Origin of the sequence: Nitratidesulfovibrio liaohensis, from assembly GCF_011682075.1 — a bacterium.
Lineage (GTDB): Bacteria > Desulfobacterota > Desulfovibrionia > Desulfovibrionales > Desulfovibrionaceae > Cupidesulfovibrio > Cupidesulfovibrio liaohensis.
The window spans coordinates 1-10687 of the sequence record NZ_VSMK01000007.1 but is presented as its reverse complement, the minus strand read 5'-3'; the positions used below and the strand labels follow the sequence as shown (position 1 = coordinate 10687).

At 66.6% G+C, this 10687-nt stretch carries 11 protein-coding genes; 2 read left to right on the top strand and 9 right to left on the bottom strand.

Going from position 1 to position 10687, the window contains the following annotated elements:
• The coding region (locus tag FVW27_RS00385; RefSeq protein ID WP_167121791.1) for a LysO family transporter at positions 1–288 on the bottom strand (288 nt) is incomplete at its 3' end.
• 448 nt (positions 289–736) lie between these two features.
• Here FVW27_RS00385 and FVW27_RS00380 point away from each other — a divergent pair.
• The gene (locus FVW27_RS00380; RefSeq protein WP_167121790.1) at positions 737–1054 is read left to right on the top strand and encodes a cupin domain-containing protein; all 318 of its coding nucleotides are present in this window, start codon (positions 737–739) and stop codon (positions 1052–1054) included.
• Positions 1055–1536: 482 nt separating this feature from the next.
• On the opposite strand, the gene FVW27_RS00375 is transcribed toward FVW27_RS00380, so the two are convergent.
• The 8 genes from FVW27_RS00375 to FVW27_RS00340 form a co-directional block, all read right to left on the bottom strand.
• Complete coding sequence (locus tag FVW27_RS00375) at positions 1537–2316, bottom strand: MlaA family lipoprotein (protein WP_167121789.1); 780 nt, start codon at positions 2314–2316, stop codon at positions 1537–1539.
• Positions 2317–2357: 41 nt separating this feature from the next.
• The gene (locus FVW27_RS00370) at positions 2358–3059 is read right to left on the bottom strand and encodes a Tgt2/MlaC family protein (RefSeq protein WP_167121788.1); all 702 of its coding nucleotides are present in this window, start codon (positions 3057–3059) and stop codon (positions 2358–2360) included.
• A gap of 2 nt (positions 3060–3061) precedes the next feature.
• The gene (mlaD, locus tag FVW27_RS00365) at positions 3062–3508 is read right to left on the bottom strand and encodes an outer membrane lipid asymmetry maintenance protein MlaD (protein WP_167121787.1); all 447 of its coding nucleotides are present in this window, start codon (positions 3506–3508) and stop codon (positions 3062–3064) included.
• A gap of 103 nt (positions 3509–3611) precedes the next feature.
• Positions 3612–4433 carry an ABC transporter ATP-binding protein gene (locus FVW27_RS00360; RefSeq protein ID WP_167121786.1) on the bottom strand — a complete coding sequence of 274 codons (822 nt, stop codon included), beginning with the start codon at positions 4431–4433 and terminating at the stop codon, positions 3612–3614.
• Positions 4434–4445: 12 nt separating this feature from the next.
• On the bottom strand, positions 4446–5249 hold the full coding sequence (locus tag FVW27_RS00355; RefSeq protein ID WP_167121785.1) for an MlaE family ABC transporter permease: 804 nt from the start codon (positions 5247–5249) through the stop codon (positions 4446–4448).
• Positions 5250–5411: 162 nt separating this feature from the next.
• On the bottom strand, positions 5412–6293 hold the full coding sequence (locus tag FVW27_RS00350; RefSeq protein WP_167121784.1) for an SPOR domain-containing protein: 882 nt from the start codon (positions 6291–6293) through the stop codon (positions 5412–5414).
• 24 nt (positions 6294–6317) lie between these two features.
• Positions 6318–7973, bottom strand: a complete 1656-nt coding sequence (gene argS / locus FVW27_RS00345; RefSeq protein WP_167121783.1) for an arginine--tRNA ligase — start codon at positions 7971–7973, stop codon at positions 6318–6320.
• Between the two features lie 542 nt (positions 7974–8515).
• The gene (locus FVW27_RS00340; protein ID WP_167121782.1) at positions 8516–9478 is read right to left on the bottom strand and encodes an ACP S-malonyltransferase; all 963 of its coding nucleotides are present in this window, start codon (positions 9476–9478) and stop codon (positions 8516–8518) included.
• Between the two features lie 474 nt (positions 9479–9952).
• Between FVW27_RS00340 and FVW27_RS00335 the strand changes: the two genes are divergently transcribed.
• A partial coding sequence (locus tag FVW27_RS00335; RefSeq protein ID WP_243838119.1) for a 16S rRNA (guanine(527)-N(7))-methyltransferase RsmG occupies positions 9953–10687 on the top strand: 735 nt, incomplete at its 3' end.

Genomic DNA, 10687 nt, shown 5'->3' with positions numbered 1-10687 from the left:
GGCACCGGGGCCGTCCAGCGCGCCGCGCAGCAGCACATGCTGCAGCAGCCACCCTGCCGCCACGCTGCCCGCCAGCGACGCCATGCTGATGACCACGGCTCGCAGGCCGATGTCGCCCGCCTTGGCCACCAGCGCGTCGTCCGACCCCAGTGACAGGCCCAGCAGAAACAGCAACGTGTAAATGGACCAGGTGGTCAGCCGGTCCACGGCACCGACAACGGCGGGGCGCGTGCGCAGCAGATAGCCTGCGGGCACGCCTACGGCGATGCAGCCAATTTCGACGATCATGAAAACTGTCCTTGCGCGGCGCTGCCTGGGCACGCCGCCATGATGCGCGGCAACGGGCCGCCGATTCAGGGAAAGGCCAGCGGTAGCCTGCCCGTACCGGGCTGTCAACCCGGCGCCCTGCAAGGCCGGACGGGTAGAGCCGGGCCGGGACGAGCCGTGATGCGTTGGGCCGAGTTGGGCCGAGTTGGAGGGGGCGGATCGTACGGAAAGACGGGAACGTACAGGAACGGGCAGGTTGGCGGCGGGGCGTCATCCGCCGGGTGGATGCAAAAAAAAGCGAAAAAGCCCACCGCCCGTGATGTGCGTCACGCATGGCCCGCACGGAGAACCTATTGTATGGGCGAGGGCGGAGGAAACCACTCCGCCCCGCAACAGGACCGCACCGGGCGCATACCGCCGCCCGCTACAAAACAAGCCGACAATGAACCACGAAGAAAAGGAGCCCACCATGCGCCACATCCGCCTCGACGACATGCGTATCTTCAAGGACGCCGGGTTCGCCATGAATCTGGTGCACGACTCGGAAAACTTCAAGATCATCAATTTCAATTTCAAGGCCGGGCAGGAACTGCCCGTGCACAGCCACGACATCGACGGCGAACTGGCCATCACCGTCATCGAGGGCGAGGGCGAATTCCTTGGCGCGGACGGCGCTGCCATCCCCGCGAAGCAGGGCGACATGCTGGTCTCGGAAATCCGGGTGCCCCATGGGGTGCGGGCAAAGACCGAGATGCGGGTTGTGGTCGTTATCGCCCCCCCCATCTAGAGGCCGTTCCCAAATTGTCTTTTCGCCCGTTGGCATCCGACCCGAAGGGCGCGAAGCGTGCCCGTTAAGCGAGCTTGCGAGCTTTGCCCCAGCCGTAGGCGAGTCGCCGAGCCGTACGGATGGGGACAGCAACGATACGGGCATCGTGCGCAACGCGGTCAAACTTCGCCTGCCATGGCTTTGCTGTCCTTATCCGTTAGACTCGCGCTACGCGCTCGTCTAACGGATAAGGCTCGGTCAAATACGATAAGAGCGCGATGCGGTCCTCATCCCTAAGGCTCGAAGACTCGCCAACGGCTGAGGCATATTCCCTCATGGCAGGCTCGTTTTCCTCGCCAACGAACGAAAATCCTAATTTGGAAACAGCCCCTATGGGCAAACAGCACACTGCTGGTCGGACAGCCCCCCCCCCCGAACGATAAAAGGGAGGCCCCATGGGGCCTCCCTTTTATCGTTCGGGGATTGAATTGGCGTTTGTCTGGCTACTTGGCCACCTTGGCGCGGCGCATCTGGATGTAGGCGTTGCGCACCGAGGTGTATGGCTCCACCGCGCTCTTGGTCACGGCTTCATAGCTGCTGATGGTCTCGTCCGCCTTGTTGAATTCGCCGTAGCCGCGTGCCGTGAAGTAGGCCAGGTCGTCGTCCACCATGTAGCCGAACGGTTCGGCGAAGTAGTCGCCCGCAAGGCCCACGCTGTCGCGCAGGGTGCTGGGGCCGATCAGCGGCCAGACGATGTAGAAGCCTTCGCCCGCGCCCCATACGCCCAGGGTCTGGCCGAAGTCTTCCTTGTCCGGCTCCACGATGGGCTTGTCCTTTTTGGCCACGTCGATGAACCCGGCCATGCCCACGGTGGAATTGATGATGAACCGGCCCATCTCCACCCCGGCCTCCTTGGGCTTGCCCTGCAACAGGCAGTTCAGGAAGCGGAGGGGAAAGGCGAGGTTGTGGAAGAAATTGCGGACGCCGCTGCGCAGTTCGTCAGGCGTCACCGCCACGTAGCCCTTGTGCACCGGCTTGATGACCTTCAGCAGCAACACGTCGTTGACGGCGAACCACATGCGGTTCCAGCCTTCCAGCGGGTCGGCCACCATGTCCTCGTTGCCGGTGTCGTAGTCGTCAAGGTCCGCAGTCACCGTGGGCGGGGCATGGGGCGTCCCTTCGGTGGGCATGTCGGCGCTTGCCGCCGCCGGGGTCAGCAGCAGGGCACAGGCAAGACACGCCGTACACAGCGCGATGTTGATGCGGAACGAACCTGCGGCCATGGGCACTCCTCCGAAGGCGGGTTCATGTTCTTGCGGCGGGCCTATTTGCCCGGCTGGCCCGGCGCGGGCTGGACGGGCTGCTTGCGCACTTCGTCGGCCTTGGTGCGCACCCTCTCGATGAGTTGGTCGGCGGTGCCCTTTTCCAGCAGGTCCTGGAACTGGGTACGGTAGTTCTTCACCATGCTCACGCCTTCGATGATCACGTCGTACACCACCCAGCTTTGCTGGCGGTTCTGGAGCATGCGGTAGGCCACGGGCACCTGCTTGTCCTTGATCACCACGGTGGTCTGCACCTCTACCTTGTCGCCCTTGCCGCTGACCAGCTCGCCGGTGAACAGCACCTGCTGGCCGGTGTAGCCGTCGAATTTTTCAAGGTAGGTGGCCCGCAGCAGCGAGGCGAAGGCCTCGGCAAAGCGGTCCTGCTGGTCTGGTGTGAACGAGGGCCAGTTCATGCCCACGGTGCGGGCCGAGAATTCGCGAAAATCGAAGATGCGGCGGATTTCGTTCTCCACCTGGTCCATGAGCGCGGGGCGCTGAGTGGGGTCGGTGTAGCCCGGCTGCTTCACGATGTCGAGAATGCGGTCCACCGAGGTCTTCAGGGCCTCGCGGGCGGCACCCGCGCTGTCCGTGGCGGCAAGGGCCGGTGAGGACCAGAAGAGCAGACCGCAGAGCAGGGCGCAGGACAGGGTTTTGACAAGCGGCGCGGCAAAGAGGGCAGCGCGCCGGAAAGTGTGCATGAACATGCCTAGACTCCTCCGAACACGTACTTGCTGATCAGCGATTCGATGTCGATGGCCGATTCGGTTTCCGTGATTTCGTCGCCTTCGCCAAGCTGTTCCGGAGAACCGCCGGGCGAAAGCTTGATGTACTTGTCGCCAATGAGGCCGCTGGTCTTTACCGAAGCGATGACATCGTCGGTGAGGTGCACGCCTTCCTGCATGCGCAGGCTGACCACCGCCACCGGCTTGTCCGGCGCCAGGGTGATGCCCGCCACGCGCCCCACGGGCACGCCCGCGATTTCCACCTCCGCCCCCACGCGCAGGCCGGTGATGGAGGTGAACCGGGCGTGCACGGTGTAGCCCTTGTCGGACAAGAGTTCCATGCGCCCCAGCTTTACCGTGAGGTAGCCGACGCACAGCAGTCCGATAAGCACGAAGATGCCGACCGATGTTTCTCGCGAATACTTTTTCATGCTGCCCTTCCCGTATCCGTTGGGGGCTTTGGTTGACAGTATTTGTCGCGCCTGCCGACGCCGACCGGCCGCAAGGACCAGGCGTCGGCGTTCCAGCCAGGCGTCAGCGTTCCAGCCAGGCGTCAAGGGCCTGCTGTACCTCCGGCGCCAGCGACACCTCGGTCCGCTGGTCCTCGTCGACCCGGCGGTCCAGAAAGCTGCGCACGTATGGGTCGTCGGAAGCGCGCAACGCATCCACCGGCCCCGCGAAGGCCGCCGTGCCGTCGTGCAGCATGAGCACGTAGTTGGCGATGGCGTCCAGGCTGCGCAGGTCGTGGCTGACCACCACGATGGTCATGCCGGGAAAATTGGCCTGCATGTCCAGCAGCAGGTGGTCCATGCGCGCGGCGTTGACCGGGTCCAGGCCCGATGTGGGTTCGTCGCACAGCAGGATGGGCGGGTCCATGACGATGGCCCGCGCAAGCCCCGCGCGTTTGCGCATGCCGCCGGAAAGCTGGTTGGGGTAGTAGTCCGCGTAGTCGGCCAGTCCCACCAGGGCCAGCTTGTGCAGCACGATCTGGCGGATGGTGGCCTTGGGCAGGCCGGTGTGCTCGCGCAGGGGCAGGGCCACGTTGTCGCCAAGGGTCAGCGAGCCCAGCAGCGCACCATCCTGAAACAGCACGCCCATGCGCCGCCGCACCTTGCGAAAGTCGCGCCCGGCAAGGGTAAACAGGTCGCGCCCGCCCACCGAAAGGGTGCCTGCCATGGGCCGTTGCAGGCCCAGCACGTGGCGCAGCAGGGTGGACTTGCCGCAGCCCGAGCCGCCGATGATCATGGAAATTTCGCCTGCGGGCAACAGCGCGTTCACGTCGTGCAGCACCACGTGGTCGCCGTAGCCCACCGCAAGGGCGTCAAGCCGTATGTCCCATCCGGAAGTCGCGCGCATGCCCGTGGTCTCTTACAGCAGGAACGAGGTCAGCGCGTAGTCGGCCACAAGCACGAACACGCACGAAAGGACCACGGCAGAGGTGGTGGAGTTGCTGACGCCCTCGGGACCCACGCCGTCACGGCGCATGTGGGTGAAATAGCCCTGGTAGCAGCTTACCGTGGCCACGATGACCGCGAACAGCAGCGACTTCATGAAGCCGCCGGTGATGTCGGCCATCTCGACGCTGGTCTGGATGCGGTAGAAGTACACGCCCTCGTTGATGCCCAGCAGGGTGACGCCGGTGACGTAGCCGCCAAGGATGCCCACCACATCGAACACCGCCGTCAGCAGCGGAAACGAGATCAGCGATGCGGCGATGCGTGGGGACACCAGGTAGGCCATGGGGTTGATGTCCATGACGTCCAGCGCGTCGATCTGGTCGGTGATGCGCATGACCCCGATTTCGGCGGCCATGGACGACCCGGCCCGGCCCGTGACCATGATGGCCGTCAGCACCGGACCCAGTTCGCGGATCAGCGAAAGGGCCACGGCGGCTCCCAGCAGCCCTTCGGACCCGAACTTGACCAGCGTGTAGTATCCTTGCAGGCCCAGCACCATGCCGGTGAACACCCCGATGAGCAGGATGACGAACAGCGACTTGGAGCCGATGACGAACACCTGGTTCAGGATCTTGGGTATCTGCTTGGGCGAGGCGAAGATGAGGCGCAGGCCGTCCGCCAGGAACAGGAACAAGGCTCCCATCTCGCCCAGCAGGCGCAGGGTTGCCGCGCCAAGGGCGGTAACGGGGGCGAGTATGCCGGGGCCTGTGCTCATGCTGTCCTCTTCCGGTGGCGCGGCGATGGGCCGCGCCGGTGCCCGTGCAGTTTTCGGGCGGTTTGGGTCGCTTCTGGCAGGAGGCTGGAAGGGGCCAGCCCGTTCCTGACGTCTTTACATCATGGCAAGGTAGTCCCGTCGCAACATGCCGTCAAGGCTGCCCTATCGGGAAACCGGCGTCTTGCTGCGCAGGATGACCTTGTCGATGCCGTGTTTGGCCAGCGCTGCCCGCAACTGGCGCGTGTCCTCGGGGGTGCCCCGGAACAGCGCGTTCAGGCGGTACCACGACACGCCGTTTTCCACCGAGGAATCCAGGCGTACCTTGATGCCGGAGGCCTCCAACTTGGCCTTCAGGGCGTTGGCGGGGTCCGCCGCCTTGTAGGCCGCCACCTGGTACACGTAGTCGAAGCGCTCTCCGTCGGCGGGCTTGGACTCCGCCGCCTTGGCGTCCTTGGAATCCTTGACGTCTTTCGGAGCGGCGGCGGTGGTCGCCGCAGCTTTCTTGTCGTCCTTTTTGGCGTCGGGCTTGGCCTCGGCCTTCTGGGACGCCTTGGAATCCGCCTTGGCGTCGGCTTTGGCAGCCGTCTTGGCGTCCTTTTTCGGGTCGGACCTGGTATCCGCCTTCGGATCGGGCTTCTGGTCTTTCTTGCCGTTCTTGGCCACGATCTCCGAAGCGTTCACCGCCACCCCCGCGTTGCCGGAAACCGGGGCGGGTTTGGCGCGCAGCGAATCCATGAACTGGAGTTCTTCCGGCTTGATCACCCCGCCGGGCATGGGGGTGGGTTGCGAGGCGTTGACGGCGGGCTTGGGCATGATGCGGTCGATGCCCAGGCGTTCTTCCGGGTTGTAGCCGCGCCCCACGATGACGCCCAGCACGAATACCCAGCCGAAGCCGATGATGGCCACGATGCCCGCCGAAATGAGCGAGGGCAGGGTGACGTTGATGGTGTAGACGCCCTTCTTGCGTCCGCCATCCTTCGCCCCCTGGCCGCCACGTCCGTTTTGCGGACCCGGCCCGGACTGCCCTTGTCTGGGTGCTGCCATGCCTTGTTCCCGCGCCGCGGCGCGCTACATGGCCTCTGGCGCTTCGACGCCAAGCAGGTTCAGGCCGTTGGCCACGGCCTGTCCCACTGCGCGCAGCAGGGCAAGGCGGGCCACGATGGTTTCCGCGTCGGCGGCGTTCAGCACCGGCACCTTGGCATAGTAGCTGTGCAGGGCGCCCGCCAGTTCCATCAGGTAAAAGCTGACGTGGTGCGGGGCCAGCCCTTCGGCGGCGGCGGAAAGGGTGTCGGGCATGCGGTCCACAAGGCGCAGCAGGTCCAGTTCCTCGGGCTGGGTCAGCGGGGCCAGCGCCGCCGCGTCCAGCCGCGCGGGCAGGACAATGGAGCGTTCCGCCGCCTTGCGCAGTACCGCGCACACGCGGGCGTGGGCGTACTGCACGTAGTACACCGGGTTGTCCATGGAACGCTGTTTCACCAGTTCCAGGTCGAAATCGAGGTGGCTGTCACTCTTGCGCGAAAGGAACATGAACCGCGCGGCGTCGGCGCCCACTTCCCTGACCACGTCGTGCAGGGTCTCGAACTGCCCGGCGCGAGTGGACATGGCGATCTGTTCGCCGTTCTGCAACAGGTTCACCAACTGCACCAGGATCACGTCGAACTGTTCGGGCCGCTTGCCCAGCGCGGCCACGGCGGCGCGCATGCGCGGCACGTAGCCGTGGTGGTCGGCGCCCCAGATGTCCACCACGAGGTCGAAGCCCCGGTCGTACTTGTTGTCATGGTAGGCAATGTCCGAGGCAAAGTAGGTCAGGGTGCCGTCGGACTTGCGCAGCACGCGGTCCTTGTCGTCGCCGAGGGTGGTGGTGCGGAACCACAGCGCGCCGTCCTGCTCGAAGGCAAGGCCGGCGGCCTTCAGCCGCTCGAAGGTCTTTTCCACCGCGCCCTCGCGCACCAGCGAAAGCTCGGAGAACCACACCTGGTGCTCCACGCGAAAGTCGGCAAGGTCCTGCTTGATGCCGTCCATGATGGAATTCATGGCGTATTCGAAGCAGCGGTCCTGGCCTTCGGCTTCGGGCAGGTCCACAAGGCCGGGGTCCTTGGCCAGCATTTCGGCGGCAATGTCCTTGATGTAGTCGCCGCGATAGAAATCCTCGGGCAGGGTGAACGGACGACCGGAAAGCTCCAGCGCGCGCAGCCAGACGGAAAGGCCCAGCAGGCGCATCTGCCGACCGGCGTCGTTGATGTAGTATTCGGTGGTCACGTCGTACCCGGCAAAGCGCAGCACCCGCGCCAGGCAGTCGCCAAGGGCGGCGCCGCGCCCGTGGCCGATGTGCAGCGGCCCGGTGGGGTTGGCGGACACGTACTCCACCTGCGCCTTGCGGCCCGCGCCCACGTTGGTGGCGCCGTAACGCTCGCCCGCCGCTTCCACGTGCAGCACGGTTTCGCGCCAGAAGTCGGGCGAGTAGGTGACGTTCAGGAAGCCCGGCCCGGCAATGTCCACGGAGGCGATGGCCGGGTCGGAATCGCGCAGGGCACCGGCAAGGCGCGAGGCCAGTTCGCGCGGGGGCACGCCCGCGTCCTTCGAAAGCACCAGGGCGATGTTGGCGGCAAGGTCGCCGAACGACTTGTCGCGGGGCGGTTCAAGGGTGGCCTTTTCGGGCCAGGAAAGCCCCATGTCCTTCACGATGGCCTGAAGGGAGGCCAGCAGCTGCTGACGTGCGCGCATGGATGTATGGTGTCCTGTTGGCTTGTGGGATTGTGCGGTCTGTGTGGGCGGCGGCTGGCCGCTGTTCGCTGGCTGCCGTACGAAAAATGTGCGGATTCCGCCGTGCGGAAGTGCCGAAGCGCACCGGACTTCGCCGGATATCACTGGAACTCGCCGGACTCCGCCGCAGATCGCCGGATGGCCCGAGGTTGCCCTCACCTGCCTGCAAAGGCCCGCAAGCGGCCTGTCACGCGGGTGGGCGGGTACGGAGCCGCAAGGGCGGGGCGCTTGTCCGAAGAGGGTCGTGTACCAGAAAACGGCGCGACTGCAAAGCCGTCGGGATGATCGGTACCGGCGGGGTGCACGCGGTGCCGGGGCGGGGAACATGGCGGTGACACGCGGCGTGTTTGCCGCGAAGCAGGCAGGGCCAGCCCCGGCGCAACGACTGCGCAACGGCATGGAAGGGGCCACGCACGCGAAGAAGGGCCGGGTGCGCATGCGCACACCCGGCCAGCGTGATGTCTGCCTGTCCGCCCGCGCGAGCGGAGAGCGGTGGCGCGCTGCTAGAACGACAACGCGTCGGCCTGTTCCAGGCTGCCCGCGCCTTCCGCCGTCCACCCGCCTTCCTCGGCGGCGGGCACGCCCGACGCGGCAAGTATGGGGCCCACCATCTTGGTCAGCACGCCCTTGGGGCCGGATTCCACCCAGCGGCGCACCCCGGCGTTCCACTGGTTGGTCACGGTGGCGATCCACTGCACGGAGGACGTCATCTGCCGGGTCATGACCTCGTGCAGCGATTCGCCGTCGGTGACGGCCTGGCCGGTCACGTTGCAGTACACGGCAAAGCGCGGGCGCGACCAGGTGGCCGTGCGCATGGCCTTGGCCAGTTCCTTCGCCGCCTCGTCCATGAGCGGGCTGTGGAAGGCCCCGCTGACGGGCAGGACGAGCGCGCGGCCCTTGCGGTCCTTGACCCTGGCGGCGGCATCGGCGATGGCGTCGCGCGTGCCGGACAGCACCAGTTGGCCCGGCGTGTTGTAGTTGGCGATGCGGATCATCTGGCCGGTGGCTTCGGCGGCCTCCGCCACCACGGCGTCCACGTCGGCCTGCGAAAGCTTGAGCACGGCGGCCATGGACCCCTTGCCGTCGGGGTCGGCCTCGGCCATCAGGCGGCCGCGCAGGGCCACCAGTTCCAGGGTGCTGTCCACGGAAAGCGCGCCGCTGGCGGCGGCAGCCGCGTATTCGCCCAGGCTGTGCCCGGCGGCGCAGGCCGGGGTGACGCGTCCGGCAAGGCGCAGCCACAGGGACAGGTTGACCACGGTCAGCGCGGGTTGCAGGTTGCGGGTATCGGCCATGGCCTTGTCGTCGCCGCCGTCCCAGTAGATTTCGCGCAGGGGCAGGCCGCTTGCGCGTTCGGCCTTTTTCCACAGGTCCATGGCCTCGGGCATGGCGTCGGCCACGTCGCGGCCCATGCCGGGTTCCTGCGAGCCCTGGCCGGGGAACAGGATGGCGATGTCGGTACGGTTCATTGGGTGTCGCTCCAGACGTGGGAATGGTGCCGGGTGCATGCCGGCGATGTGGTGTGCGGTATCGTGCGTGGGCGGACGCGGTGACCGCCCCCCTCAGGACGGTGCGCGGCAATGCCGGGCGCGGCCGCGTTGCCCGTTCGCTGCATAGTCAAACACGCGCGCGGACGCAAGTGGTGCTGTCGTTTTCGCCCGCGCGGCCTGATGCGGCCTGATGTGGCCTGATGCGGCCTGATGCGGCCTGATGCGGCACATGCGGAAGGCCACGCGAGGACGTGAAAGGACACGGAAGCGGCCTTACGCGTGCCGCCGTTGGGTGTTCCCTGTCGCCATCTGCCATCGCCGCCATCCGCCATTGCCTCTGGCCGCATCCGCTGTTGCCTGCCGGTGCTTGCCAGCGCGCGCCGGGGCGGCTACAAGGCCGCCAACTCCCGCATCCGGCGCGCCGCGCCGACGGGGTCACCATCAGGAGACGCCATGCCCCCCGCAGATGTCCACGTATCGCTGAAAGAACTGTCCCGGCTGTGCGCCGAGGCCGGTTTCGGCCCGGACGACGTGCCGGAAACCGCGCAGACGGCCCTGGCGGGCTATCTGGAACTGTTGATGAAGTGGAACCGGGTCATGAATCTGGTGGGCACGCACACCTGGCAGGCCACTTTCCGCTCCCTGATCGTGGACAGCCTGCATCTGGCGCGTTTTCTGCGCACGCTGCCCCTGCCCGAGGCTCCGGAAACGTGGGACCTGGGCGCGGGGGCGGGGCTGCCGGGCATTCCCCTGCGCGCGGTGTGGCAGGCGGGCACCTATCATCTTGTGGATGCGCGCGAGAAGCGCACCCTGTTCCTGTCCAACGTGCTGGCCCGCCATCCCCTGCCGGGCTCCGTGGTGTTCCGGGGCAGGGTGGAGGAATTCATGCCTACGCGGCCCAAGGCGGATTGCGTGGTGAGCCGCGCCTTTCTGCCCTGGCCGGAGGTGCTGCAACTGGTGCGCGACCACGTGGCCCCCGGCGGGGTGGTGGTGTTTCTGGCCAACGAAGGCGCGCCCGCAAGCCTGCCCCCCGGCTGGAGGGTGGCTGCACGGGCGGAATACGAGGTGCAGGCTCCGCCGCCGCACGGCGCAGCCGGGATACCCGGACGGGCCGGGGGCAGCGGACACGGTGGACGGGCCGGGCGAGCCGGACGGAACGTGAACGGCGGCGCCGCGGGGAAGGGCGGC

What these genes read in the sequence shown, in the direction of transcription:
- FVW27_RS00380 (WP_167121790.1), top strand. Translation starts at nt 737, where the DNA reads ATGCGCCACATCCGCCTCGACGACATGCGTATCTTCAAGGACGCCGGG.
- FVW27_RS00375 (WP_167121789.1), bottom strand. Translation starts at nt 2,316, where the DNA reads ATGGCCGCAGGTTCGTTCCGCATCAACATCGCGCTGTGTACGGCGTGT.
- FVW27_RS00370 (WP_167121788.1), bottom strand. Translation starts at nt 3,059, where the DNA reads ATGTTCATGCACACTTTCCGGCGCGCTGCCCTCTTTGCCGCGCCGCTT.
- mlaD (WP_167121787.1), bottom strand. Translation starts at nt 3,508, where the DNA reads ATGAAAAAGTATTCGCGAGAAACATCGGTCGGCATCTTCGTGCTTATC.
- FVW27_RS00360 (WP_167121786.1), bottom strand. Translation starts at nt 4,433, where the DNA reads ATGCGCGCGACTTCCGGATGGGACATACGGCTTGACGCCCTTGCGGTG.
- FVW27_RS00355 (WP_167121785.1), bottom strand. Translation starts at nt 5,249, where the DNA reads ATGAGCACAGGCCCCGGCATACTCGCCCCCGTTACCGCCCTTGGCGCG.
- FVW27_RS00350 (WP_167121784.1), bottom strand. Translation starts at nt 6,293, where the DNA reads ATGGCAGCACCCAGACAAGGGCAGTCCGGGCCGGGTCCGCAAAACGGA.
- argS (WP_167121783.1), bottom strand. Translation starts at nt 7,973, where the DNA reads ATGCGCGCACGTCAGCAGCTGCTGGCCTCCCTTCAGGCCATCGTGAAG.
- FVW27_RS00340 (WP_167121782.1), bottom strand. Translation starts at nt 9,478, where the DNA reads ATGAACCGTACCGACATCGCCATCCTGTTCCCCGGCCAGGGCTCGCAG.